Here is a 25956-nt window from a genome sequence, read left to right on the forward strand (position 1 = left end):
TATTTAATTTTCTGGTTTAGCTAACGGAAGTAAACACTTATCTGAATCACAACCAGCTGGTCCTGCTTCGGAGAGCTCTCCAATATCATATTTATTAAGTGCATCAAAGAAATCATTATTTACTTTCCTTTCAGTTACCTGTGCCTGCAAAGATAAATATTCCTCTTTACTTATAGGTTCAAAAGGTAATCTTGGGAATGTAGCATTTGCACTGAATCGAGCTAATAATGCTGCAGAAATATACCCTTCGTTATTTTCTATCGCATTATGTATTGCTTTTGCTAAATCTTCAATTTCACTTTCTCTAAATTCAACAGTTGCAGAAGTATTATGTTCTGTATAAAACTTTTGAACTTGCATATAAAAATCGAATTGTGCAAGGGCAGAGAAGTTATTGATATCTATTTGATCTGCTCCTTCTATGTTTGCCCAACTTACTTCTGTTGGAATTTCAACGAGCCATTCAGTACATCTTGGGTCAAATGGATTATCAAGTAAGCATCCTTTTTCATCTTTATCGGATTGAGATGGAACAACAGAGTAACCATAATCCATACAAGCTAAAGCGATAGGATCATTCTTTCTGAAAGTTATTCTTCTTAAAAATCTTTGTGCTTTAGGTGGATGCCATCCAGGAGCAGCTCCAGTTAAAAGACTTTTGGTGCCAGCAGGTTGAACTGTTGTGCATCTATTAGGTCTTCTGAGATTATGTTTGTCGCAGTATTCCCAAACAGTTTCTTTTACAGTTTTTCTCCATGAATCTAAGAATTTAGCTTCTTGCTTTTTAAATTCTTTTCCTTCTTCGTTGTCAGGTCTCCCAGCTTCCCACCATTTCAACCAAGGTGTTCCAAACGCATGTACAAAGAAATCAAATAATCCTGTAAAACTAACTCCCACAATAGGATCATACTCCCTACTTTTTCTATATCTCTCAACTTCGAATTCATGATTTAGTAAACATGCCACTGAAAGAGCTGCAGCTTTAAAGGCTTTTTTTTGTTCTTCAATATTTTCTGGATCTATTTGATTTAGGTGAACTTCGGCCAAGTTACAATGAAAATCGTTGCCTAATATTTCTCCGCAAGGATTAAGTCCATATCTACTCATTCTATGATCTAGTTCTTCTTCAGAAAAAGGTCCGTAATTTAGATTAATCCAATTTCTAGCTTCCTCTTTACCTTGTTCCGAATATATTTCTATGAATTCATTTTTGAGATCTTCTCCTTTCAAAATATCTGCATTTGATCTTGCTATTGCTTCTGGCGCAAATTGAATTGCTCCTTCACCTGAATGAAATTGCTTGGTTACAGCATCCAGAATTGTTTGATAAGAGGGCTTTGTATGATAAACCCTTGTATGATTTGCCATTCTAAGAGCGTCCTTTTCAGGATCGATTCTCCAATTACCTTCTTCGTCTTGACTCCATAGATTCTCTTTAGCTGAGGCTGCTTCTTTGTCATCAGATGCAAACTGCCTCATGCCAGCGCTTCTTCTTATATTACCTGCAACTATTGTTACAGCTGCTTCGTCAATAAGTAAGCAACACTCAACTGTATTTAGCTTTCTACCAATCGCTTTTCCTAATAAAGAAGCAACTCGAGAGTATAGATCCTTTAATTTAATAGGATTCGCCATACCTCCAAAACCTTTTAATGATTCTCCTGCTGGCCTAATATCTTCTAAGTTAATATGAACATTAACTTCTTTCTCAAGACTTTCATTGCTTGATGCTTCAAGAAGATATTTATAACTATCTACCCAGCCTCTTCTGCTATCCCCAACTTTTATAAAAATATCGTTTCCTTTAATTTCTAAAGAAGATTTTTCCTGCCTTTGATCTTTAGGAGTTATTCCTACTTCGCTTACTGATTTAATAGTTATTTTATTTTTTACTGTTGGAAGCTTATTTATAAAATGGGGCTCTATTATTGCTCCTGTGCCGCAACCCATCATTGCTAAATCCATCATTAAGGCAAAAGCTTCCCAATCAATTAAATTTGTCGAAGTACAATTATATGCTCCTGAAAAATTCTGGTTTTTATTAATCCATGGAGTCCCTCCGATCCATAACCATCTTCCAGATGGTTGAGCCTTTTGGTTGCTCTGCATTTCTCTCATTAACATCAATTCTTGATCAGAGAGTTTTCCTAATTCTTTTAATCCAGATAAATTTCTTTCTCCAACTTCACTCCAATTCTCTCTTTTCCCGGAAACTGTCTTTCTGCTATATGACCTAAAGAAGACAGGATAAGCAGCAGGAGCTGTTTTTGGGAAGTCATCTTTTCTAAGATTATTAGAATTGCTCTCAGAGGAAGCTTTATTTGGTGCAATTGTCACGATAAAAAAAGTATGTAAATTTACCCGTAAAGGAAGAATAACTCTACCTGTGGCGTCTGCAACTATTCTTACCACTATTTAACGGTTTGTGTAAAAATATGTTTATTATGAAATCTTTGTTCACGGAAGTTTATGGAAAGAACTGTTGAACCTGAATTAATGGAAAGAGAAGATCAAGTTGATTCTTATGCTAAAGCTGACTTTTCAGAGGGAGAGAATAATCTTATTAGTCAAATAAATCATTACTTGATTAAAAATAATATTTATTTGAGTGAAAAAGAATTGATTGTTGATTTAGGATGCGGGCCTGGCAATATTTCTGAAAAGTTATCAACTAAATGGCCTAATGCCAATGTTATTGGTATTGATGGCTCCAAAGAGATGATTCGAATAGCTGAGTTAAATAAAAAGAATTCCTTAAATCGGAGTCGATTAAAAAATTTGCGTTACATTTGTGCAGATATAAAAAGCCTTAAATCAAGTGATATTTCTTTCGAAAAAAATATAAGTTTATTAGTCAGCAACAGTTTAATTCACCATATTACTTATCTGGATGATTTTTTTAATTGCATAAAGAGATTATCAAGTGATTTGACTATAAATTTTCATAAAGATCTTAAAAGACCGATTGATGAACAATCAGCTTTATATTTAAAGGAAAAATGTGGGGAAAAATATAATGAAATTCTGACTAATGATTATTACGCATCATTAAAGGCTTCTTACACATCAAAGGAATTAAAAGATTTTATTTTTGAGAATAAATTATCCTCTTTAGAGGTGTTCGAAGAAGGTGATCAATATTTAGTCATTTATGGTAAGGTTTAGAGTTAATGGGATTGTTAAAATAGAATTTAATGAGTTCAAGTACTGAAAACTTAAATAATAAAAATATCTTAGAGGCGGTAAATAAAAGAAGGAACTTTGCGATTATTTCACATCCTGATGCTGGTAAAACAACTCTTACTGAAAAACTTCTTTTGTATGGAGGCGCTATACAGCAAGCAGGGGCAGTAAAAGCAAGAGGTAATCAAAGGAAAGCTACTTCTGATTGGATGGAACTTGAAAAACAAAGAGGTATTTCAATTACTTCAACTGTTTTGCAGTTTGAATATGAAAGATCAGTAATAAATCTGTTGGATACCCCTGGTCACAAAGATTTTTCTGAAGATACATATAGAACTTTAGCTGCCGCAGATAATGCAGTAATGCTTGAAGATGCCGCTAAAGGATTAGAACCTCAAACAAGAAAATTATTTGAGGTATGCAGAATGAGAAAAATACCTATTTTTACTTTTATTAACAAGATGGATAGACCGGGCAGAGAACCTTTTTCGTTGCTTGATGAAATTGAATCAGAGCTTGGTTTGAATACTTTGCCCGTTAATTGGCCAATTGGTATAGGTGAGGAATTTAGAGGAGTTATTGATAGATTTACAAGAGAGGTTATTTTATTTGATAAAGCTGTTAGGGGGAAACAGTCAAATGAGAAAAGAATGAGTTTAGATGATAAAGAACTTTCAAAATATGTAGAGAAAGAATTACTTGAGATCTCTCTTGAAGAGCTCGAGGTCCTTGATGAGGCAGGTTCGAAATTAGAAAAAGAAGAAATTTTTAATGGTTCACTTACTCCTGTTTTCTTTGGCTCGGCGATGACAAATTTTGGGGTAAGACCTTTTTTAGATAGTTTTTTAAAAATGGCTCAAAAACCAACTTCAAGAAATAGTAATAAGGGAGATATTGAGCCTGCAAGCGATGAATTTAGCGGTTTCGTATTTAAGTTACAGGCAAATATGGATCCAAAGCATAGAGATAGAGTTGCTTTTATAAGAGTTTGTAGTGGAAAATTTGAAAAGGATATGTCAGTCAAGCACTCAAGAACAGGAAGAACTATTAGATTATCTCGACCTCAAAAAATATTTGGTCAAGACAGAGAAGTAGTTGATGATGCCTATCCTGGAGATGTAATTGGACTTAATAACCCTGGAATGTTTTCTATCGGAGATACTTTATATACAGGCGCTCATCTTGAATATGAGGGTATACCCTCCTTTAGTCCTGAAATATTTAGTTGGCTAAGAAATCCAAACCCTTCAGCATTTAAAAACTTTAGGAAGGGAGTAAACGAACTTCGTGAAGAAGGTGCTGTTCAAATACTTTATGACTTTGATGAGAGCAAAAGAGATCCTATCCTTGCAGCTGTTGGACAATTACAGTTGGAAGTAGTTATTCATAGATTAAAAAATGAATATGGTGTAGATGCCAATCTTGAATCTATGCCATATCAATTGGCACGATGGGTTTCAGATGGATGGTCTGCTATTGATGAATTAGGAAGGATCTTTAATTGCAAAGTAGTAAAGGATTGCTGGAATAGGCCAGTAATCCTTTTTAAGAATCAGTGGAATCTTAATCAATTTATTGAAGATAATGAGAATTTAGACTTAAAAAAAGTAGCACCTGTTGTTAGTGGAGTGGAACCAATTGTTTTATAAAGTCCTATTGGATAATAAAATTGGTTAATCTATAGTCATTGTAAAAATCAATTGGATTCAAATAAAAGCAAAAATAATCCCGATAAAACACCCTATGAAATATTAGGTGTTGACGAAGGTGCCGATTTTGAAGATATACAAAAAGCAAGAGATCTTAAAGTTAAGGAAGCTGGTGAAGATCTACTACTTAAGGCAAAAATAGAATCATCTTTTGATCAATTGTTAATGGGTAGTTTGAAAGCAAGGCAGTCAGGTAATGTTAGTTTCGAAGCTCAAAATGCTTCTAAGAAAGAGAAACAAATTAATAAACTCATTAATAATGATTTCCCGCTTTTATCAAAAATAAAAAATTTGAATAATAATGGTAACAATTCAAACGAATATAGCCTTCCCAAAATAACCCCTCCATCTTTTGATAATCTTTCAATCAAATTATCTGTTGGATTATTATTTTTGATAATACTTTTAATTAGTCCTGATTCTTACAACAGACTTCTGCTTTCTGTTTCAACTTTAATCCTTACTTATATTCAAATTAAATCAGGTAAAAAGTTTATTAGTTCTCTTGGATGGAGTGTGACATTTCTTTCAATAGGATTAATATTTGGAGGTTTATTTGAAACTAACTCATTTATTCAAGAAATATCTAATAACTCTTTATCAATTCAAAAAATTCAAAGTTTACCAGCAATGATAATTTTGTGGATAGGAGTAATTTTCCTTTAAATTAATTTTTAATCATCTCTTTAATCTCTTCAGAATTTATTAAATATTTATTCTTGCAAAATTCGCAAACTAATTCGGCTTTTCCTTCTTTAATTAAAATATCTTTCAACTCGTTTTTATCAAGCATTTTCATAGCATTTAAACTTCTCTGTCTAGAGCACCTACATTCAAATCTAACTTCTTGAGTTCGAGCTTTCTCGGAAATTGATTTATCGTCAATATCTGGAAATATATTTTTTATTAGTGAAAGAAGATTATCTTTTGATTTAAATAAGTCTTCACTAAAAGAATTAATTTCTTTACATCTTTCTTCAAGCAGCGAGACTAATAATGGATCAGTTTCTTTCTTTGGCAAAACTTGAGCTAACAATCCTCCGCTAGAAATAATATTTTTATTTTGAATCTTTTCCCCAATAAATACAGCAGAAGGAGTCTGCTCAGAATGATATAAATAAGATGCTAAATCTTCAGCAATATTTCCATTAACTAACTCAACAGTGCTGGTAAAAGGTTCTCCAAATCCATTATCCCGAATAACATTTAAATAGCCTGTCCCTAATGCTTTTGTGAAATCAAAAGAATATTGATTTTGCTTAGTTTTGACTAGATCTAATTCCAAATTAGGATTCCCTACATAACCTCTAACTTTCCCATCTCTGCCCGCATCCACAAGTAATCCCTTTAAAGGGCCATCAGATCTTACTCTTAAAGTGACTCTCCCATGCATTACTTTCATCGAACTTGCTAAAAGAAGAGAGGCGCTGAAAGCTCTCCCAAGTATAGAGGTAGTTAGATAAGACAATCCATGCCTTTCTTTCGCTTCCATTGATGAATCTGTTGTTAATACCGCAACTAACCTTATTCCACCATTAGCCGCAGTTGCGCGTACAATTTTATCCCCCATAATTTTTTTTCATTAATTCTTTAATCTTTCCTTGTTCAAGAACTAATATTTTAGACGGTATCCCCTCGAATAATGAGGGTTCATGAGTAACGATAATTATTGTATTTTTATTTTTGAGATTCAGAACTAAATTCTTAACATCATTTTTCATTGACCAATCAAGCCCAGCAGTTGGTTCGTCAAGTAAAAGAATAGTTGGATTTCTCATTAGTTGAACTGCTACAGCTAATCTTCTCTGTTGACCACCACTTAATTTCTCAGGAGGTTGAGTAAGATTTATATCTGATAGCCCAACTTTTTTTAAAACTTGCTCTATATTTTTTTCTCTTAATGATTTATAACCAATTTTTAATTCTTTTCCAATGGTTGTTCCTAAAAAGTATCTTTCTGGGAATTGGAATACTACTCCACTTATCCATCTTCTTTGCCTAGCAGTGATATTTTTATTTTTCCAAGTAATCTTTCCTTTCTGAGGAGTAATTAGTCCACTTATTATTTCCAATAGAGTTGTTTTCCCTGAACCACTTTTGCCACAAATTAATATAATTTCATTTTCATGAATATTGAAACTAATATCATCTAATATTTTTTTATTTCCTGTTTGAGGTTGATAAGTAATATCTTTTAAATCAAGCATTATTAATTTAGTTGTAGGTATAAAATTTAAACTTTGAATTATCAACTTATAATAACTATATATCTAAAAAAAAATAACAGTAAAAATGAATATTGCATTTAGAGAAGTTGATCCTTTTAATTGTTGGATTTGGATAAAATTCTTTGAAATTCCTACTGAAGCAGAAAAAAACTACTTAGATGGAGTTTTTGATAGTTGGTATGTTTTAGGTAGGTTAGGTGGTTTTAATTCTGAAAATTTACAAACTCATGAAGAGGGTTCTGATTTAAGTTGGATGTCATACGATAATGAGCAAAAAGAATCTGCCCTTCCTGCCTTAATGCATAATTTAGGTGTTATGGAATATCAAAATTTATGGTCAAGAAGTTGGGTTGATTTTGGAACTTCAGATTCACTTTCTATTGATATTTTAATAAATGCGTTAAATGAAATATCTAATAATTATGTAAAAATTGATGAATTAATAATTGGGGGAGAAAATAGTGATTGGTCGATTGAGGAACATGAGGATTTGGTTTTTAAAAATTGATTTTTATATATGGATGATTTAACAAGACTATTTATGCAGAATGAAAGAATAATTAATAACAAGAACAATGATTTAAAACTTACAAATAATGAAGCGCGCTACATAAATAAAGTAATGCGAATAAAAATTGGTAAAGAAATATTTATCACTAATGGCGAAGGTTCATTATGGAAAGCTATAAACTTAGAGGACAATTATATAAAGATAAATGATATTAATAATCCTTATTTATTTCAAGAAAAAGAAAAAATTTTATTAGGAATAGCTGTTGTTATTCCTAAAAATGGTGTTGAAGATATTCTAAAAATGTGTACTGAAATAGGAATTGATTTTATACAACCTTTGTATTCAGATAGACAAGTTAAGAAGTATACCAACTTCTCAAATAAACTTATAAGATGGAATTCAATTGTTAATGAAGCTGTTGAACAATGTGAGAGATTATGGAGACCATCTATTTTGAGTGGTATTAATTTATTTGACTGGATAAATTCTCTAGAAAATAAAGATATTATTTCAGTATCTGTTACAAGAGATGATAGCACTGATAATTTAAATCATTGGTTAAAAAAAAAGCAAAGTGTTTTGGATAAAAAAGGAGGAGTTTTATGGAATGTAATTGGACCGGAAGGAGGCTGGTCCCAAGGTGAAATTGAATTTTTTATTAAAAATAAAATTGCTTTTGTAAAACTTTCAGAAAGCATTTTAAGAACTTCAACAGCTACTGTTAATGCAACTTCAATTCTTAGTCAATGGCGTAATGATCTTAAATTAATTCTTTAAAAAAATGAATTTACTTTCTAATGATTTTTTATTTGGTTTTTTAATAAATTTTATTCTAATTTCTTTGTTTTTTAGAGTCCCATTGATGACAAAAGCGGGGTGGATAAGTGCTGGGGTATTAGGGTCTATTTTATGGGGATGTTTGTCATGGCAAGGTTGGATCTCTGTTGTAATATATTTATTTCTTGGATCTCTTGTGACAAAAATTGGTTATAAATTTAAAAACGAAAAAGGGATAGCTGAAAAAAGAGGTGGTAAAAGAGGTCCTGAAAATGTTTGGGGTTCGGCTGCAACAGGATTGTTTTTTGCAATAATGGTTAAATTGAATTTTACTAATTTAGTTTTTTACAAAATTGGTTTTGCTGCAAGTTTTGCCGCAAAGTTGGCAGATACTTTTGGTAGTGAAATAGGAAAAAGATTTGGTAGAAATACATATCTAATTACTTCGTTTAGAAAAGTTGAAAGAGGAACGGAAGGAGGAATTAGTTTAGAAGGCACAGCGGCAAGTTCCTTAGGCGCAATATTTATGTCATTAATAATGTTTATTTTAAATATTATCTCAACAAAATATCAATTTTTGATAGTTGCAATTTCTGGTTTTTTAGCAACAATTTCTGAAAGTTTTATTGGAGCTAAATTTCAAGACAAATATAAATTAAGTAATGAATTAGTAAATTCTATTCAAACAAGTATTTCTTCTGTAATTGCTATTTTTGTTCTAATTTTTTATCTCAAAGTTTCTACTTAAATTACCTTTTATCAAAATTAGGATTCCTTCCATTTATTAAGAATATCCCAACTTTTAAGACGTTGATAAATCCAAAGATGTCCATGCGTATTTAAGTGTATACCATCCTCTGCGATCCAATTCTTACTTCTGTTATCTGAGTACATTTCTCTAAAAGTTGGCAGAAAAGGGACATTTTGATTAATACAGACTTCTTCCATTCTTCTTTCATAAGAATGACAGAAATCATTTGAATACCATAAACATCCAGCAAATGGCATTTTGTTTTCATCAACTGGGGTTAGCCCAATTACAAAAACTTGAGTTTGGGACTTCATTTCAAAAATTAATCTTTCTAATCCATACTCGAATCCATTTATCTCTAATTGGTGTCGCCCATTTTTTTGTCCAATTGTTGGTGTATCATTAAGACCCACATTTAAGAGGATAGCTTTGGGTTTATTTCTTCTTGTTTCTCCTCTTGACGACCATTCTTTTTCCCAACGTAAAGAAACCTTTTCAATTCCATCTCCTCTTACCCCTAGTGGATAAATAATTGGAAAATCATGAAATTTAGACCAATCTTTTCTTAGTCTTTCGCACCATCCTCCTCCTACAGTATCCCCCCATCCATATACTGAACTATCTCCGATTACAACCAATTGTTTTGGTAAAACAGGCACAAGATTCCTTTAAATTATTTCACTTGATTTGAGAAGATTTTTATTACTAATCAAGTTAAATTAATTTTGATTTTACCATTTATTAATTCTCCAATTATTGCAATTGAGCTATAAGCAAACAAAATCACTATGACTTCTTCCCATGCAAATGAAGTCAATGATTCTTGAAGTTGCCAACCTAAACCAACACTACCAATTACTCCCAGAATGGCTGTTTCTCTAATTATAATGTCTGATCTATAAGCACAATATGCTAAGTAACTATTTGCTTGTTTAACAAATAATCCGTAAAGCCAACTAGACCTCTTTGCAACTCCTAATGATTTCATTGCAATATATTGTTTATTATCTTGGTTATGTAAATTCGCCAAAAGCAATTTGCTTGTTATAGCTGCGTTATGCAATCCTAATGTTATTGCTGCTAAAGATATTGAAGGATCATTAAACATTAAGAGTATTAGGATTAATACAGGCGGTGGTATTAAACGAAATAAAAATGAGATTATTCTGATAATTGTAATTCCTATTTTATTATTGAAAATCAATATAAAAAGGGGAGGAAAACTTATAGCTATTCCAGTAGATAAAAGACATAAAACTATTGTTTCTAATAATAGCTTTAAAAAATCGTATGAAATAAAATTAACGTTTGATATCAAAAGATTATTGATTGAATTAAAAGGTATTGCATTTTTATTAAATATAAAATAAACAAAGAAAGATAAAGAAAATAAACTAATACAAAATAAAGCTATTACAAAAGAGGTCAATAAATTCTTAGAAGTGTTAGAGAGGTTGAATCTTTTTAATAGTTTTTTTGAGATAATAATTAAAAAAGCTAAACCCCAAAGATAAGTCCATAGCTCTCGGAAATTCAAAGTTTGAAAGGACAAAAATATACTTGTGCCTATTCCTCCAACTCCAAACAATCCTAAAACTGCTGTACTTCTTATGGCACATTCCAAACGGTATAACCCAAAATTTTTAAAGGTTTCTATCACTGGAGCCCAAACTAATGTTATTAAAGTGGAAGATTTAATACCATTAATTTGTTTAATTGATTCAATAGTTTTAAGATTAATATTTTCTATTTGCTCACTAAAAACTTTTGCATTTATAGCAACATAAGGAATGCAAATAGCTATTATTCCAATTGAAAAATTTATACCATATATTTGCATTAATATAAGTCCCCAAATTATTTCATGAATCGATCTTATAAAAGTTAAAAATAAATTTAAAAATCTCTTTAAAAATATAGGTAAATTTAATATTTTATAAAAAATTTCTGAAGATAATATTCCAAAAATAACCCCAAATATAATACTTATTAGCCAACTAAAAAATGCAATAAAAATAGTTTCATTTAATCTTTTTACTAAGGTGAAAATGATTTCATTATTAATTTTTGGATTAAAGGCAGAAATAATAAATTCTTTAAATAATTCAATTCCTCCAATATGAAAATTAATAAATAGTTCATAGGCTATAGGTATACAAACTAGTATTGGTAGAAAAGTTATTGACGAAGAATTTAATTTTAATTTATTCAATTATCTAATAAATCTTGTTTAAATGATATTTTTTTAATTTAGTTTTCTCTAAATCAAATAATATTTCACCATTTTTCATTCCAATAATTCTATTAAAACCATCTAATAAATCTAATCTATGCAAAGAAATTAAAGTAGTGTTAGGAACTTTTATTTTATTTTTATTTTTAGTAATTAATAATAGATTTTTAATATTAGAAGTTAGTTTTGGATCTAAATTATTAAAAGGCTCATCAGCAAGTAGGATATCTGACTCTTGAATTAATGATCTTGCAATAGCAACTCTTTGTTTTTGGCCTCCAGATATTTTTCTAATATTTTTGGAAAAAATAGATTTCTTAAGATTACAAACTTGCATATATTGATGAGCTTTATTAAAAGAACTTATATTTAGTAAATTTTTAAAAGCAAATAGGAAACTTTGTTTTCCAAGAAGTCCACAATTTACATTTTGTTCTGCTGATAGATCTTCTATTAATCTTAAATCTTGCCAGATAGTTGATATCCTAATCTTTTGATGTAAGTTTAATTTATCAAATTCTGTATTAAATAATTTGACTCTACCTTTGTTAGGCTTGAGTGTTCCGTTAAGAATAGATATAAGAGTAGTTTTACCCGCGCCACTTTTGCCTAATAAGGCAATTTTTTCACCCGATTTAATTCGTAAACTTAACTTGTTTAAGGTGAAATTATTTTTATTTTTATAGCTTACCTCTTTTAATTCGAGAAGAGTATTAATCATCTGATTTTTTTTAATTTTCTCGCGATTACCTCGATATTTTTATAGTCACTAGATTCTGCTTCTATAAATTTTTTTGCGTTGAACATATCTAATATCTTTTTATTTTCTTTATTTTTAATATCCAAATTAAGAATTGTAGATTTAAGTTCTTTAGTAAAACCTTTTCGAAATCTATTATCAAGATTTCCTTGAGCAACCCAATGATAGTCAACATAATCAGGAGTAATCCAAAAAAGATTTACATTTTTTGTTCTTTTAGGATTATTTTTAAGATTATTTTCCCACACTTGTTTATTTAAAGCTCCTGCATCAAAGGCCCCACTATTAACTAAAGCGATAGTTGCATCATGACTACCGCTAAATCCTACTCTTTTTCCTTTAAAGTTTTCTATTTTTATTCCAGCATCATTAAGGTAATATTCTGGCATTAACCTTCCAGATGTTGAATTTTCAGAACCAAAAATAAATCTTAGATTCTTGAGCTTTTTAAGTCCATTTTTATTGGAAATTGAATCAAGTTTTAATTTCTTATTCACAATAAAAACGCTTTTAAATTCTTTATCAATATCTCGTTGAGCAATCACAATTGCATTAGGGGTTTGTAATCTTGCCTGAACTCCGGATAAACCACCAAACCATACTAAATCTAAATCATTTGCTCTAAATCCAGTAACCGCAGCAACATAATTAATAACGGGAATATACTTTACCTTTACATCTAGAGTCTTGGCTAATTCTTTTGCAAACAAATTAAATCTTTTGTCTAACACCTCTTGATTTTGATCAGGAATTGCCCCAATCTTTAAAACTTTTGGATTCGCATTCAAAGGTGATGAAAGAATCGCAAAAAAAATAGTAGAGGTTACAACTATCTTTTTGATGTTAATAAAAATCTTATTCATTTAAAAGTAATAATTTAAAATCCCTTTCTCTAATCTTGTTAAGCCATCAAGAATCTTTTCTTTTGAAGAGGCACAAGATATCCTAATACATTGATCATCACCAAAAGGTTTTCCAGGCACCACCACTAAACCATAATCATTAAGAATTCTTTTGCAAAACTCTACAGAAGTCATGGAGTTATTAGGTAATCTAGGAAATGCATAAAAAGCTCCATTAGGTGGAGATATAAATAGTCCTTCGATATTTTTTAGCCCTTTATAAAGGACTTCTCTTCTTAGATCATAATGGCTATTGATTTCTAAGAAAAATTCTCGGTTTATTTTTAAAGCCTCTAGAGCACCTCTTTGAACGAAAGAACAAACATTACTTGTACTTTGGCTTTGTAAGGCTGATGATGCTTTAATAACATCTTTTTGTCCTACTAAATAACCAACTCTCCACCCAGTCATTGCCCAACCCTTTGCAAAACCATTAATTATAAAAATTCTTTCTTTTAAGTCAGTTGCTAGTGAAGCTAAACTTAAATGCTTAAATTCTTTTTTAAGAATTAATTCGTAAATCTCATCTGAAAGAATATTAATATTTTTGTTTTCTCTTACTAATTCTGCAATTTGTAACAACTCTTCTTTTGGCATTACTCTACCAGTTGGATTGTTGGGAGAATTAATAATTATAAATTTCGTTTTTGGAGATATCTTAGATTTTAAATCTTGTATATTTATTTTGAATCCATCTTCAGCAGAAGAATTTAGGAATACAGGCTTTCCCCCTGCCAATCTAACCATCTGAGGATAGCTTAACCAATAAGGAGCAGGTATAATCACTTCGTCCCCATCATTCAATAAAACCTGGAAAAGATTATAAATTGACTGTTTTGCTCCATTTGTTACCATTACATTTTCATATTCAACATTTAAATTGTTTTGGGTTTGAAGTTTTTCAGCAATGGCTTTTCTAAGTTCTAAATCTCCTGAGGCAGGACCATATTTTGTATATCCATCAAATATAGCCTCACTTGTTGCTTTTAATATTTCATTGGGAGCATCAAAGTCTGGTTCTCCAGCACTTAAATTACAGATGTCTTTTCCCTCTTTTGCGAGTTGGTTAGCTTTAGCACTTATCTGCAGAGTAAGTGAAGGCTCAATAGAGAGTGCTCTTTTTGATAAATTTACTTCACTCATTTGATCTAAAGTTCTTTAAATATAACTTTTGAAAAATTTATTTTATTAATAAATTAAGAATAAGTAAAGGTATCACAGATTGGTTTAATTTGGTTCATTTTCTTAATTTAATTTATTTTCGTATTGTCTTTTATGAAAAATTAAAATGTGGAGTGAAGAATCATATAGTTATTATTATTTTTTTAATCATTTTTAGTTTTAATATTATTTATAAGCTTTGAACTTAAATTTGCTTTGAAAAGATTAGTCATTAGTAGAGGTAATGTATTTGCAAATTTATTAATTATTGGGGAAGCACCTGGTGCTCTAGAAGACTTAGAGGGAGAGCCTTATGTTGGTAGATCAGGGAAATTGTTAGATGAACTATTAATAGAAGCAGGAATTGACTTACAAAAGGATGTATATTTTTGTAATGTAATTAAATGTCGTCCTCCAAACAATAGAAAACCAACTAATAAGGAAATAAATATTCATAAACCATGGTTAATGCAGCAAATTAAACTAGTAGATCCAAAATTTATTATTTTAACCGGTTCGACTGCTATGAGAACTATTTTGGAAATAAAGAATCCAATTTCTAAAACAAGAGGAAAATGGTTTAAGAAAGGTGGGAGAGAAATTATTACTATTTTTCACCCATCTTATTTGTTGAGATTCTCTTCAAAAGATGTTGAAAAACCATATGATCTAACTTTAAAAGACCTTAAGAAGGTTAGTAGTAAACTATATGCTTTATAATTTAAGTAAGATTTTTTGAATTTCTAGAATTTAATGTCACTTACTCAATCAAAAGAGGTGAATAGTCTCTCAAGGAGATATTCAACTTATATTGAGAGAAGGATAACTAGAACAGTAATGGTTGGGGATATCGCAATTGGTAGTGATTATCCAGTAAGAGTTCAATCGATGATAAATGAAGATACCATGGATGTGGATAATTCTTATTTAGCAATTAAAAGACTTCATGAAGTTGGATGCGAAATAGTAAGACTAACTGTTCCTTCTCTAGCTCATGCAAAGGCTGTTGGGGATATTAAAGAAAAATTAATAAAAAATAATATAGATACCCCCTTAGTTGCAGATGTTCATCACAATGGAATGAAAATTGCAATGGAGGTTGCAAAACATGTTGATAAAGTAAGAATTAATCCAGGATTATTTGTTTTTGAGAAATCAGATCCTACAAGGACTGAATATACTGACACTGAGTTTGAGACTATTAAAAAAACAATTCTTAAAAGATTTACTCCACTTGTAGAAGTTTTAAAGTCCGAGAATAAAGCTTTAAGAATTGGAGTTAATCATGGATCTTTATCCGAGAGGATGCTCTTTACTTATGGAGATACACCTTTAGGGATGACAGAATCTGCAATGGAATTCGTCAAAATCTGCGATGAGCTTGATTTTCATAACATCATTATTTCTATGAAAGCATCAAGAGCACCAGTGATGTTAGCTGCATATAGAATGATTGCAGATAGATTAGATGCAGAAGGATATAACTACCCTTTGCATTTGGGTGTTACTGAAGCAGGAGATGGTGATTATGGAAGGATTAAGAGTACTGCAGGTATAGGAACACTTCTTGCTGAAGGTCTTGGAGATACTATCAGAGTTTCTCTAACTGAAGCTCCTGAAAAGGAGATTCCAGTATGCTATTCAATTTTGCAATCTTTAGGATTGCGAAAAACAATGGTTGAATATATAAGTTGTCCTAGCTGTGGTAGAACGCTTTTTAATTTAGAGGAGGTTGTAGATAAAGTGAGGAAAGCCACTTCCCATTTGACTGGTTTAGACATAGCAATAATGGGTTGTATAGTAAATGGTCCAGGAGAAATGGCAGATGCTGATTACGGTTATGTAGGCAAAGGTAAAGGTACAATTGCTCTCTACAGAAGAAAAGAAGAGATAAAAAGAGTACCTGAGGATGAAGGGGTTGATGCTTTAATTCGGCTCATTAAAGATGATGGGAAATGGATTGATCCCTAAACTTATTTTTAATTTATAATTTAATCAATAGAAAAATTAATGCTTATTACCGACCCTTGAAAATAAAAAAATTGTTTAAAAATAAACTTATCTTTTTAATAGTGACAACTTTTTCTGGGCTATTGGTGAGTAATCATTCAAAGGCGACAATTTTAGAAAATAACTATAAAGAGGTTATTGATCACGTTTGGCAAATAGTATATAGAGACTTCCTTGATTCAAGTGGGAAATTTGAGAGATCTAATTGGATTAATTTAAGAAAGGAATTTTTAGCAAAAAAATATTCAGATAATAATGAAGCTTATGATGCAATTAGAGATATGCTTTCAAATTTAGATGACCCATATACAAGATTTCTAGACCCAAAAGAATTTAATCAAATGAGAATAGATACTTCAGGAGAATTAACTGGAGTCGGAATACAAATTGCTAAAGATAATGAATCTGATTCTATAATTATTATTTCTCCTATAGAGGGAACTCCTGCTTATGAGGCTGGAATTAAAGCTAAAGATATTATTTTATCAATCGATAATGTATCTACTAAAGGGTTGAATATTGAGGATGCAGTTAAATTAATAAGGGGCAGAAGGGGTACAAAAGTTAAACTTGAAATCCTAAGAAATGGGAATTCTTTTTACAAGTCCTTATTAAGAGAAAGGATAGAATTAAAATCAGTGACAAGCAAAATCAATAAAACTAAAGATGGATTATTAATAGGTTACGTTAGATTAAAGCAGTTTAATGCTAATGCATCAAGAGAGATGAAAGATACATTAAAAGATTTAGAAATAAAAAAAGTTTCTGGATATGTTCTTGATTTAAGAAGTAATCCCGGAGGATTATTAGAATCTAGTATTGATATTTCTCGTCAATTTATTGATAAAGGCATAATCGTAAGCACCTTATCTAAAGATGGTTTGAGAGAAACAAAAAGAGGAAATGGTAAGGCTTTAACAAAAAAACCTTTAATTGTACTTGTCAATGAAGGTTCGGCGAGTGCAAGTGAAATAGTCTCCGGAGCAATAAGAGATAATAACAGAGGTAAATTAGTAGGTAAGAAAACTTTCGGCAAAGGCCTTGTTCAGTCTATGCGAACTTTGGTGGATGGTTCAGGGTTAACAGTTACGGTGGCAAAATACTTAACTCCCAATGGAACGGATATAAATAAGTTTGGAATTACTCCGGATATAGAAGTCAAGATGAATTCCAATCCAATTCTTCAAAGAGAAATTGGTACTAAAAGAGATAGACAATATAGAGCTGGTGAGAAAGAACTTCTTAAAATTATTAAAAAAACTAAATTAGTAAGTCAGTTTCAACCTGATTCTGCAAATGTATTAGCTGTTTTTAAAAATAATGAAAATAATTTCGTTTATTCATTGAATTAGATGCTCATATCCAGCATTCTTTTTATTGGTTTGTAAGCTTTTTTAATTATTTCAGGGTCTAATTCAATTGAAGGGGAATTGTTTTTTAAACAATCTAAAATTTTTTCTAATGTATTCAATTTCATATATGGACACTCATTACATTTACAACCATCAATATCTGGTACTTCAATAAAATTTTTATTAGGTTCTTTCTTTTTCATTTGATGAATTATCCCAGGTTCAGTTAAAACCATATAAGTATCAGAATAATCATTACTAACGAAATCTAATAACTTACTGGTTGAACCAATAAAATCTGAAAGTACTAATAAATTTTGGCTGCACTCAGGATGGGCGATTACTTTTGCATCGGGATGTTTGTACTTTAATTTTAATAAGGCCTCTTCACTAAATGTTTCATGAACTATACAGCTGCCTGGCCAAAGTTTAAGTTTTCTTCCTGAGTTTTTTTGAACCCATCGACCAAGATTTTTATCTGGCGCAAATATAATTTTTTTATCTTTAGGAATTTTTTCTACTAATGAAACAGCATTGCTACTTGTGCAAATTAAATCACTTTGAGCTTTTACTTCTGCAGTACAGTTTATATAACTTACAACATAATGATCAGGATTTTCTTCTCTAAATTTTTGAAACTCTTCTGCAGGACAATCATCAGCCAAGGAACAACCTGCATCAATATCAGGTAATAAAACTGTTTTGTTTGGGCTAAGTATTTTCGCAGTTTCTGCCATAAAATGAACACCACAAAAAACTATTGTGTCTGCATCATTATTTGCTGCTTTCCTAGAGAGATCTAAAGAATCTCCAATAAAATCAGCGATATCTTGAATTTCTGGCGCTTGATAATAATGAGCAAGAATTATCGCATTAGCTTTTAAGCAAAGCTCCTTAATTTCAGAAATCAAATCTTTTTCATTTTGAATAGATTTCTGTTTTGCAGTAGAAGTTATACTGGTCAGGATTTACAATGTCTCTTAATAGATTATATGCCTTTAAATAGAAAAATTCTGACAAATTTAAAAATTGCTATTGTTGGTGACTGTCACGGTCAGTGGTCTGAGGCGGATATTGGGATTTTAGCGCTTATAAAACCAGATATTGTCTTATTAATTGGAGATATTTCTGATGGTAGTATCAAAATAATAAAGAAGATTAATCTAATAAAAATTCCTACTTATGTGATTTTGGGAAATCATGATCGAGGTAAAGACTCCACAGGAGAGACTCTTTTAAAACAGATTCGTATTTTGCAAGAAAAATATTGTGCTTGGGATTTGAAAATATTTAATAATCAGTTAAATATTTTAAGTGCTAGGCCCTGTAGTTCAGGAGGTGGTTATTATCTTTCAAATGAGGTTAAAGCTGTTTATGGGCCCATAAGCGAACAAGAGTCAGTTAATAAAATCATTAAAAGTTCAGAAAAAAATATCAGAGAATTACCTCTTATTTTGATGTCACATGCAGGTCCTTCAGGCTTGGGATCAGACTCTACAAGTATCTGTGGAAAAGATTGGAAAGAGCCTCCTTGTGACTGGGGAGATAGAGATTTAGCTGTTGCTATTTCAGAAATACAAAAAAAAAGAAAAATTGACCTTGTCATTTTTGGACATATGCATAATCGTCTGAAAAGAAATAAAGGTTTGAGAAATATGTTCAAAATTGATAAAGAAGGTACAGCTTATTTGAATTCTGCAATAGTTCCGAGATATAAAAAAAATATAGAGGGCGAATTATTAGTAAACTTTTCATGGGTTGAGCTTGTAGATAGTGAAATTTCACATATTTCTCACAGATGGTATTCAGAGTCAGGGGAGATATCTGAAGAAGAAATACTTTTTAGAAATGGAGATTTTTAGCAGGATTTTTAACTTTTTTTCGGTTTCTCATATCTAGAGAATACGGTTTGTGATAAAAGGTATCCTGCAATTGCTGCTGCAGCAAAGGCAAGTCCATTTTTGAATAACGGTAATACTTCGCTTGTTCTAGAAATTATTGGTGCCAAACCAAAAATGCCAAATAGCATTCCCCATAAAGGAGAAAGAAGAGCTAAAAATCCAATTGATATGATTTGACCCTCTTTTCTTGGGGCGGCAGCAAATCCTGCCACTAATCCTCCTAAGATAGAAGTACACAAAGTCCATATATATTGTTCTTTTGGTAATCCAGGAACAACCTGGCAACCTCCTCTATCAAGACAAATTTTTACTGAATTAATTGCATCTAATACTGCTCCATCTTCTCCATGATCTTTTACATAATATTGATTTCCGAATCTTGTTTGAAGTTCCACCCAAAATAATCTTGGCATGAAAGCAAAATATGCTTCACCAACATTAAAATTTAATAAATTACCTCCTCTAGGATCTGCAATTACTAATAAACTTGTTTCATCTAAATCCCAATAATCTTTAATAGCAATTCCAGGGACACTTTCGAATTGAGATAAATATTTAATCTTCCAACCACTTTCCTTTTCTAAGTTATTAAGATTTTCCTCTAAAGATTTTTTCTGATTTGGACTTAATGTCTTAGCTAAATCAATAACAGGTGTTTTTTCTTCAGGTAAAAGATTTGGATTATTAATAGCAAAAGAAGGTTCATTAAAAATTAAAATTACTATAGATAGAAATATTCCTAAGAAATAGTTAATCTTTGAATGCATAAAAGTTTTTTTGTCTTTATATATTTTCACCGATGGAAAGCCTACCCGCGAATAATCAAGAATGGTTAATAAAAAAAATAATAAAAAAGGGAGGAACTATAAGTTTTTATGACTATATGGACATCGTTTTGAATGACCTAAATAATGGATACTATGGAAGTGGTAAAGCTAATTTAGGCTCTAAGGGCGATTTTGTTACTTCGCCTTCAATGTCAGATGACTTCGCGTTTTTGTTATCGAAACAAATTTATGAATGGTTGATACAGGTAAAAAGTAAATCAAATTGTGATGATAAGTTATCAGTGATTGAGTTTGGAGCAGGAGACGGCAGTCTTATGAGTGGTCTCCTTGAATATTTCTTTATTAACGATAAAAAAATATTAAAAAATGTTTGTTTTATCATTATTGAGCCAAATAAAGGAATGATAAAAAAACAGCAAAAGAAATTAGAAAAATATTTAAAACTGGGTTTTGATATATTATGGAGATGTTTAGAGGACTTGGAAGATAGAAGTTTAAATGGGGTTGTATTAGCTAATGAGGTACTTGATGCTTTGCCAGTAGAAAGAATAATAAATTTAAAAGGTAAAATGCAACGGCAAGGAGTCTCTATAGATAAGAAATCAGGAAGATTGTTCTTTGAAGCAATTTCAATTACAAAAGAATTAGAAAAAAGTATTGCCTCTGCTCAGGAAAAATTAGATATTAATATTCCTCCTAAATATGCTCCAGAAGGATGGACTACCGAATGGCATATAGATAATAAAAAATGGTTAATGGCTATTTATGCAAAAATCAATAATGGAATTTTATTAATAATTGACTATGCCAAAGAAGCTAAAAGATATTATTCATTGGGTAATAATAATGGGACATTAATTTCCTATAAAAACCAAAAAATTGTAGAAAATATTTTTGAGTCTCCAGGGGATTGTGATTTAACGTCTCATGTTTGTATTGAAAGTTTAATTTATGATTCGGAAACTTTAGGTTTTGAAACTATTGGAATAGTCAAACAAGGAGAGGCATTATTATCACTTGGTTTAGCCGAAAGACTTTTTGAAATTCAGAATGAACTAAAGGACGATATCTCAAAAGCTCTTTCTAGAAGAGAAGCCTTGTTGAGATTAGTTGACCCAATCTGTTTAGGAGATTTTAAATGGTTTGTTTTTAGCAAATTTAATAATAAGAAATTTAAAATAAATTCACTCTGTATTCGCTAATTGAAATATTTTAGGAATTGCGATTCATTTATATCATTAAATATATCAACTTCTCCAAGCTCTATAGGTAATATAAATCTCATTTTCCCATTACGTACTTTTTTATCACCCATAAGTATTTTCATTACGTCATTCTTTTTGATTTTAGGTGTTTGTATTGGTAGACCATAGCTTTCAATAAGATGATCTTGCCTTAAAGAATGCTCTTTTGACCACAAGTTCTTTTCAGTCGCAATATCTCCTGCAATTTTCATTCCAATCGAGATGGCTTCGCCATGTAAATACTCTCCATATCCGCACAAATTTTCTATTACGTGGCCAAAGGAATGACCATAATTTAATATTGCTCGAATTCCATTTTCTTTCTCGTCTTCAGAAACTATACAAGCCTTAGTTTTAATTGATTTATTGATTATTTTTATTAATGATTCGTTCTCGAGATTGAGGATTTTATCTCTATTCTTTTCATTTTCTAAGTATTCGAAAAGTGATTTATCTTTTATGACGCCATATTTGATAACTTCCGCCATACCTGCCTTGAATTCCCTCGTTGGTAAAGTTATTAGAGTTTCAGGGTCAATAAAAACTGCTTTTGGCTGATAAAAAGCTCCTATTAGATTTTTCCCTTTAGGATGATTAACCGCTGTTTTACCACCTACAGATGAATCAACCATAGATAATAATGTTGTAGGGATTTGAATATATTCAATACCTCTTAACCATGTAGCGGCGGCAAAACCAGTGACATCCCCTACAATTCCGCCACCGAGTGCAATTAGTAGGGAATTCCTATCCAAACCAACCTCAAAAGCAGCATTAAATATCTCACTTAAACTTGCAAAGTTCTTATGTGATTCTCCAGCTTTAATATTGAATATTTCAGCATTAAAATTATTCTTTTTTAAATTATTAAGAAGTTTCCTCCCAAATAATGTTGAGATTTCTTTATTAGAAACTATAAGTATTTTTCTATTACTATTAATACCAATTCGGATTAGTTCTTCTCCAATGTTATTAATTAATCCTTGTTTTATAATAACTTCGTATGAATTATTACTTAGAGGAACTAGTATTTTGTTCTTATGCACAGTAAATGTTTTAGAAGAGTTTTTTATTAATTTTAAAAATTGATTTTACTTATTCTAACCCTATCTTGACTTAAAAATTAGATTTAAATAATCAGTTGTTAAGAATTAAAAATCATAATAAGATCATCATATGAATCAAAAAAAAAATATAGAAAATATACAGAAAAATTATTCAATAGGAATAATTGGAGGTGGTCAATTAGCTTTAATGCTTGCTGAAGCTGCAAAAAATAGAGGAATAAAAGTATGCGTTCAAACTAAATCTTCCAATGATCCAGCAGGTTCAAAAGCAGATTATGTAATTGAAGCTGATCCCCTAAAGGTAAAAGGGAATAAGGACTTAATTAAAGAGTGCGAAAAAATTATTTTTGAAAATGAATGGATTAAAATTGAAAAATTGAATTCAATTGATTCTAAAAATATTTTTGTACCAAGCCTTGAATCAATTCAACCTTTGGTCGATAGGATCTCCCAAAAAATATTAATAGAAAGATTGAACCTCCCATCACCAAGATGGAAATCAATAGAGGAATTTAAAAGTCTTAATGATGAAGAAATTGAGTCTTGGAATTTTCCTCTAATGATTAAATCTTATAAAGGAGGATATGACGGTAAAGGAAATACAAAAATCAATACTAGAGAAGATTTAAATTCTTTTTTTGTTGAAACCAATTCAGAAGAATGGATAATTGAAGAATGGGTTGATTATAAAAATGAGTTTGCTTTAGTAGGATCTAGAGATTTTGATGGAACAATAAGATTCTTTCCAATTGTCGAGACATTTCAAAAAAATAATATTTGTGATTGGGTTTTGTCTCCAGCTGAAATTGATTATGATTTGAAGACTTTTGCGAAAAATATTTTTTCATCAATAGTAAATGAACTTGATTATGTAGGAGTGATGGGAATTGAATTTTTTTATGGTGATAAAGGACTATTAATTAATGAAATAGCCCCTAGAACTCATAATTCCGCACACTTTTCTATTGAAGCTTGTTCTTCAAGCCAGTTCGATCAATATGTTTGTATATCTTCAGGCATCAAGCCTCCAGAAATAAAAATGCATTCCCAAGGATCCTTAATGATAAATTTACTAGGTTTAAATAAAAAATTTCCTTTGTCCATAAAAAAAAGATTAGAATTATTATCTCAAATCAGGGGTTCTAATCTCCATTGGTATGGTAAATCCAAAGAAAGTGTTGGAAGAAAAATGGCTCATATAACGTTTTTACTTAACGAAGATAATCAGTCGAAAAGATTTGTAAAATCAAAAGAAATATTAAATAAGGTAAGAGAGATTTGGCCATCTCCAAATGACTAAAGAAATAAGTTAATATTTACATACTGGATCTTTGGTCAAGTTCTTCTTTATGTGCTCTGATCTGACTCTTTTTCGACTTGAGGAGACTGTCGTGATGTAGACGTAAACCAATCCTGTAATTGGAAACGAAAGCCCACTTTGACTCCTCTTCTGGCTTTTCCAGGTCGATGCATCAGAGAACTGGCGGGGATTCGGTGTTACCTATCAAACTGCATGCTAATACATGCTTTTGATAGGTAATTTTATTCCCAGAATCAAGAGAAAAAGGTAAATAAAAAATTCAATACTTGACGAACTATACTCACTACACTACAGTAGTAGTACACCTGTATTACTTACTAATGACTCTAGGAGGAGCCAATGTTTGGTCTAATTTTTCTTATGGCAGTCGTGTTGATTCACCCAATGGCTGGATACTTAACCCGCAAGGCAGCTTTTTAATCTTATTTGAAAACTGCAAGAAATCAGCACGGAACAACATTAATGTTTATACCCATCTCTTATTTACAAATCATCTAGGAGAACCAGCAGGACTTAAAAACACAAGACTTCATGATCTTGACTCTGCGTTTGAAACATGGAATGAACTAATAGCTGGAGGATGGACTGAAGTAACAAACCAATTTCAAGAATCAGCATGACATACTTAAATCCAATCAAAAAGAAACTTTCAAAAGAGAATAGAAAAGTATCTGCTCAAGACCCATCAAAACTATTAGCAGAATTTTTTAGTGGCGTAGTAATTAACCTCGATGAAGAATACATCTATGACTAATGGAAGATCCTCAGTCATGGGATTACTTCGATTTTAACTCAGAACTGAAAAGCAAACGTACAAAGATTTGCATTACTTGCACTCACTTTCGTTACAGCACGATAGATCAATGTGTAACTATCTTGACCTGTCCCTTTCACCAGAAGCTTATTCCTCAAGGAGATCACTTAGTTAAGGGATGTAAATGTTGGAGAGAAAATAGAACTATCTTTGCGTCTGAAGCTGCTTAACAAAAAGCATTGATAAATATATTTTATGCTTAAATATCTTTAAGTTCTTATTACATTCTAAATGCCTTATTCAGAAACTAAAGTAATTATTGGTGGACTAGCCCATATCCCAGTCCTTATTTTTATTTTTAATTTCATAAAAAATAAATTTGAAGCTAGGGCTCAATCAACTTCTATTAGTTAATATATTTGCCTAATCTTTATGTTTAGTTATTTGGCTTTCTTCAAATATAGATTCTTTTTATTAGCCTGATCTGATGTAAACAACATAACTAATATTGTCCCAACTAAGAATGAAAACATCGTTGTTACCTCTAAGACCGTCACCATCTCACTAGGCAGATAATTTGTAAACATAATAAAGTTCAACTCTTATTTCAAACGTAGCAACTATTCAAATTTTGACCATTGGTAATAACTTTATTTATTCGAAGTTTTAACAATGAGTTTTTAAAAATAAGAAATACCTTTTTAAAACAACTATATTCCTAATAAATTTTTTATATGAAAATTTCTGACAATTTAACTACTTCAGTTGTAGATCCAAAGACAACGAAAAGAAAATATCCAAAAGCAAGGATAATTGTTCTTGATGATAATTTTAATACGTTTGAACACGTAGCAAATTGTCTTGTAAGAACTATCCCTGGAATAAGTGAAAAAAATCATTATTACTTGCACTCTTAGTTGATAGGGAAGGTTCGGCAGAAGTATGGAGAGGACCCTTTGAGCAGGCAGAACTATATCATCAGCAACTTGTCACCTAATGATTAACTATGGCACCAATTGAAAAGACATAAAAAATAGTAAATACTTGGTGAATTACTTTTTTCAGCATATAACCAATAAGTAACAATACTCATCAATATCCACGAAAAAAAATATCTTGTATATGTTATATATGTGTGTAGGAGAAGTTTTACTGAAACAGTGGAAACAAGGAAACACTTGGTTTAGTAAAACTATATAAAGATCTCTAGAAATAGAGATCTTTTTTATTATCTAGTTTTAATTTGCATAAAAATGTACTTTTGACAGTAATAGAAATGTATTAATAGTCATAAAAAGAGT

The 25956-nt window shown here is 30.8% G+C and carries 28 protein-coding genes, 1 other RNA gene and 1 pseudogene; 18 read left to right on the forward strand and 12 right to left on the reverse strand.

Going from position 1 to position 25956, the window contains the following annotated elements; all coding sequences use genetic code 11:
• Positions 1-3 precede the first annotated feature (3 nt).
• Positions 4-2337, reverse strand: a complete 2334-nt coding sequence (gene nrdJ, locus TX50_RS03520; protein WP_036930962.1) for a ribonucleoside-triphosphate reductase, adenosylcobalamin-dependent — start codon at positions 2335-2337, stop codon at positions 4-6.
• A 132-nt stretch (positions 2338-2469) separates the two neighbouring features.
• Here nrdJ and TX50_RS03525 point away from each other — a divergent pair, with 132 nt between their 5' ends.
• The 3 genes from TX50_RS03525 to TX50_RS03535 are packed head-to-tail and all read left to right on the forward strand — an operon-like array spanning position 2470 to position 5558.
• Positions 2470-3165, forward strand: coding sequence for a class I SAM-dependent methyltransferase (locus TX50_RS03525; RefSeq protein ID WP_011132296.1), 696 nt, complete (start codon positions 2470-2472; stop codon positions 3163-3165).
• A gap of 29 nt (positions 3166-3194) precedes the next feature.
• Entirely contained in the window at positions 3195-4832 is a 1638-nt protein-coding gene (locus TX50_RS03530) for a peptide chain release factor 3 (protein WP_011132297.1), read from the forward strand.
• 51 nt (positions 4833-4883) lie between these two features.
• Positions 4884-5558 carry a CPP1-like family protein gene (locus TX50_RS03535; RefSeq protein WP_011132298.1) on the forward strand — a complete coding sequence of 225 codons (675 nt, stop codon included), beginning with the start codon at positions 4884-4886 and terminating at the stop codon, positions 5556-5558.
• Between the two features lies 1 nt (position 5559).
• On the opposite strand, the gene hslO is transcribed toward TX50_RS03535, so the two are convergent.
• Positions 5560-6462, reverse strand: a complete 903-nt coding sequence (gene hslO / locus TX50_RS03540) for an Hsp33 family molecular chaperone HslO (protein ID WP_011132299.1) — start codon at positions 6460-6462, stop codon at positions 5560-5562.
• Positions 6452-7099, reverse strand: coding sequence for an ABC transporter ATP-binding protein (locus TX50_RS03545; RefSeq protein ID WP_011132300.1), 648 nt, complete (start codon positions 7097-7099; stop codon positions 6452-6454). Before TX50_RS03545 ends, hslO begins: the two co-directional genes overlap by 11 nt.
• An 85-nt stretch (positions 7100-7184) precedes the next feature.
• Between TX50_RS03545 and TX50_RS03550 the strand changes: the two genes are divergently transcribed.
• From TX50_RS03550 to TX50_RS03560, 3 genes are read left to right on the forward strand one after another with little or no spacing between them, the layout of a single operon-like run.
• Positions 7185-7628, forward strand: coding sequence for a DUF3531 family protein (locus TX50_RS03550; protein ID WP_011132301.1), 444 nt, complete (start codon positions 7185-7187; stop codon positions 7626-7628).
• 9 nt (positions 7629-7637) lie between these two features.
• Complete coding sequence (locus tag TX50_RS03555; protein ID WP_011132302.1) at positions 7638-8411, forward strand: 16S rRNA (uracil(1498)-N(3))-methyltransferase; 774 nt, start codon at positions 7638-7640, stop codon at positions 8409-8411.
• 4 nt (positions 8412-8415) lie between these two features.
• The gene (locus TX50_RS03560; protein ID WP_011132303.1) at positions 8416-9159 is read left to right on the forward strand and encodes a TIGR00297 family protein; all 744 of its coding nucleotides are present in this window, start codon (positions 8416-8418) and stop codon (positions 9157-9159) included.
• Between the two features lie 17 nt (positions 9160-9176).
• Here TX50_RS03560 and TX50_RS03565 read toward each other — a convergent pair whose 3' ends face one another.
• From TX50_RS03565 to TX50_RS03585, 5 genes are read right to left on the reverse strand one after another with little or no spacing between them, the layout of a single operon-like run.
• Positions 9177-9821 (reverse strand): GDSL-type esterase/lipase family protein, encoded by a 645-nt coding sequence (locus TX50_RS03565; protein WP_011132304.1) that lies wholly within the window; start codon positions 9819-9821, stop codon positions 9177-9179.
• 50 nt (positions 9822-9871) lie between these two features.
• Positions 9872-11374: a PhnE/PtxC family ABC transporter permease gene (locus TX50_RS03570; RefSeq protein WP_011132305.1), complete on the reverse strand. Its 1503-nt coding sequence runs from the start codon at positions 11372-11374 to the stop codon at positions 9872-9874.
• Between the two features lie 4 nt (positions 11375-11378).
• The gene (locus TX50_RS03575; RefSeq protein WP_011132306.1) at positions 11379-12116 is read right to left on the reverse strand and encodes an ATP-binding cassette domain-containing protein; all 738 of its coding nucleotides are present in this window, start codon (positions 12114-12116) and stop codon (positions 11379-11381) included.
• Entirely contained in the window at positions 12113-13018 is a 906-nt protein-coding gene (locus tag TX50_RS03580) for a putative selenate ABC transporter substrate-binding protein (protein WP_011132307.1), read from the reverse strand. Before TX50_RS03580 ends, TX50_RS03575 begins: the two co-directional genes overlap by 4 nt.
• A complete protein-coding gene (locus TX50_RS03585) occupies positions 13019-14200 on the reverse strand; it encodes a pyridoxal phosphate-dependent aminotransferase (protein WP_011132308.1) in 1182 nt (393 codons plus the stop codon).
• Between the two features lie 234 nt (positions 14201-14434).
• Between TX50_RS03585 and TX50_RS03590 the strand changes: the two genes are divergently transcribed.
• The 3 genes from TX50_RS03590 to TX50_RS03600 are packed head-to-tail and all read left to right on the forward strand — an operon-like array spanning position 14435 to position 17580.
• Complete coding sequence (locus TX50_RS03590; protein WP_011132309.1) at positions 14435-14938, forward strand: uracil-DNA glycosylase; 504 nt, start codon at positions 14435-14437, stop codon at positions 14936-14938.
• 33 nt (positions 14939-14971) lie between these two features.
• Positions 14972-16189 carry a (E)-4-hydroxy-3-methylbut-2-enyl-diphosphate synthase gene (gene ispG, locus TX50_RS03595; RefSeq protein WP_011132310.1) on the forward strand — a complete coding sequence of 406 codons (1218 nt, stop codon included), beginning with the start codon at positions 14972-14974 and terminating at the stop codon, positions 16187-16189.
• A 56-nt stretch (positions 16190-16245) separates the two neighbouring features.
• Entirely contained in the window at positions 16246-17580 is a 1335-nt protein-coding gene (locus TX50_RS03600) for a S41 family peptidase (RefSeq protein WP_036930841.1), read from the forward strand.
• On the opposite strand, the gene nadA is transcribed toward TX50_RS03600, so the two are convergent.
• On the reverse strand, positions 17577-18536 hold the full coding sequence (gene nadA, locus TX50_RS03605) for a quinolinate synthase NadA (protein WP_080503707.1): 960 nt from the start codon (positions 18534-18536) through the stop codon (positions 17577-17579). The two genes, TX50_RS03600 and nadA, sit on opposite strands and share 4 nt — an antisense overlap.
• A 36-nt stretch (positions 18537-18572) precedes the next feature.
• On the opposite strand from nadA, the gene TX50_RS03610 reads away from it, so the two are divergent.
• Positions 18573-19442 carry a TIGR04168 family protein gene (locus TX50_RS03610; protein ID WP_011132313.1) on the forward strand — a complete coding sequence of 290 codons (870 nt, stop codon included), beginning with the start codon at positions 18573-18575 and terminating at the stop codon, positions 19440-19442.
• Positions 19443-19450: 8 nt separating this feature from the next.
• Here TX50_RS03610 and TX50_RS03615 read toward each other — a convergent pair whose 3' ends face one another.
• A complete protein-coding gene (locus TX50_RS03615) occupies positions 19451-20248 on the reverse strand; it encodes a TPM domain-containing protein (protein ID WP_011132314.1) in 798 nt (265 codons plus the stop codon).
• Positions 20249-20280: 32 nt separating this feature from the next.
• Here TX50_RS03615 and TX50_RS03620 point away from each other — a divergent pair, with 32 nt between their 5' ends.
• On the forward strand, positions 20281-21471 hold the full coding sequence (locus tag TX50_RS03620; protein ID WP_011132315.1) for a class I SAM-dependent methyltransferase: 1191 nt from the start codon (positions 20281-20283) through the stop codon (positions 21469-21471).
• Here TX50_RS03620 and aroB read toward each other — a convergent pair.
• On the reverse strand, positions 21468-22559 hold the full coding sequence (gene aroB, locus TX50_RS03625; protein ID WP_011132316.1) for a 3-dehydroquinate synthase: 1092 nt from the start codon (positions 22557-22559) through the stop codon (positions 21468-21470). The two genes, TX50_RS03620 and aroB, sit on opposite strands and share 4 nt — an antisense overlap.
• Positions 22560-22689: 130 nt before the next feature.
• On the opposite strand from aroB, the gene TX50_RS03630 reads away from it, so the two are divergent.
• From TX50_RS03630 to TX50_RS09920, 6 genes are all read left to right on the forward strand, one after another.
• Positions 22690-23880 carry a 5-(carboxyamino)imidazole ribonucleotide synthase gene (locus tag TX50_RS03630; protein WP_011132317.1) on the forward strand — a complete coding sequence of 397 codons (1191 nt, stop codon included), beginning with the start codon at positions 22690-22692 and terminating at the stop codon, positions 23878-23880.
• Between the two features lie 17 nt (positions 23881-23897).
• Positions 23898-24082: non-coding RNA, 6S RNA (ssrS, locus tag TX50_RS09265), on the forward strand.
• Positions 24083-24221: 139 nt separating this feature from the next.
• Positions 24222-24521: a DUF1651 domain-containing protein gene (locus tag TX50_RS03635; RefSeq protein WP_036930839.1), complete on the forward strand. Its 300-nt coding sequence runs from the start codon at positions 24222-24224 to the stop codon at positions 24519-24521.
• On the forward strand, positions 24518-24655 hold the full coding sequence (locus TX50_RS09600; RefSeq protein WP_173027963.1) for a hypothetical protein: 138 nt from the start codon (positions 24518-24520) through the stop codon (positions 24653-24655). The genes TX50_RS03635 and TX50_RS09600 overlap by 4 nt, the downstream gene beginning before the upstream one ends.
• Positions 24655-24885: a hypothetical protein gene (locus TX50_RS09270; RefSeq protein ID WP_011132319.1), complete on the forward strand. Its 231-nt coding sequence runs from the start codon at positions 24655-24657 to the stop codon at positions 24883-24885. Before TX50_RS09600 ends, TX50_RS09270 begins: the two co-directional genes overlap by 1 nt.
• A gap of 61 nt (positions 24886-24946) precedes the next feature.
• The gene (locus TX50_RS09920; protein ID WP_268741264.1) at positions 24947-25069 is read left to right on the forward strand and encodes a hypothetical protein; all 123 of its coding nucleotides are present in this window, start codon (positions 24947-24949) and stop codon (positions 25067-25069) included.
• 26 nt (positions 25070-25095) lie between these two features.
• Here the strand turns inward: TX50_RS09920 and TX50_RS09605 are convergent, their stop codons facing one another.
• The gene (locus tag TX50_RS09605; RefSeq protein WP_173027965.1) at positions 25096-25242 is read right to left on the reverse strand and encodes a hypothetical protein; all 147 of its coding nucleotides are present in this window, start codon (positions 25240-25242) and stop codon (positions 25096-25098) included.
• Between the two features lie 147 nt (positions 25243-25389).
• Between TX50_RS09605 and TX50_RS03640 the strand changes: the two are divergent.
• Positions 25390-25652 (forward strand): annotated as a pseudogene (locus TX50_RS03640) (ATP-dependent Clp protease adaptor ClpS).
• The last annotated feature ends 304 nt before the right edge of the window (positions 25653-25956 follow it).

The sequence above is a fragment of the Prochlorococcus marinus subsp. pastoris str. CCMP1986 genome (assembly GCF_000011465.1).
GTDB lineage: Bacteria > Cyanobacteriota > Cyanobacteriia > PCC-6307 > Cyanobiaceae > Prochlorococcus_A > Prochlorococcus_A pastoris.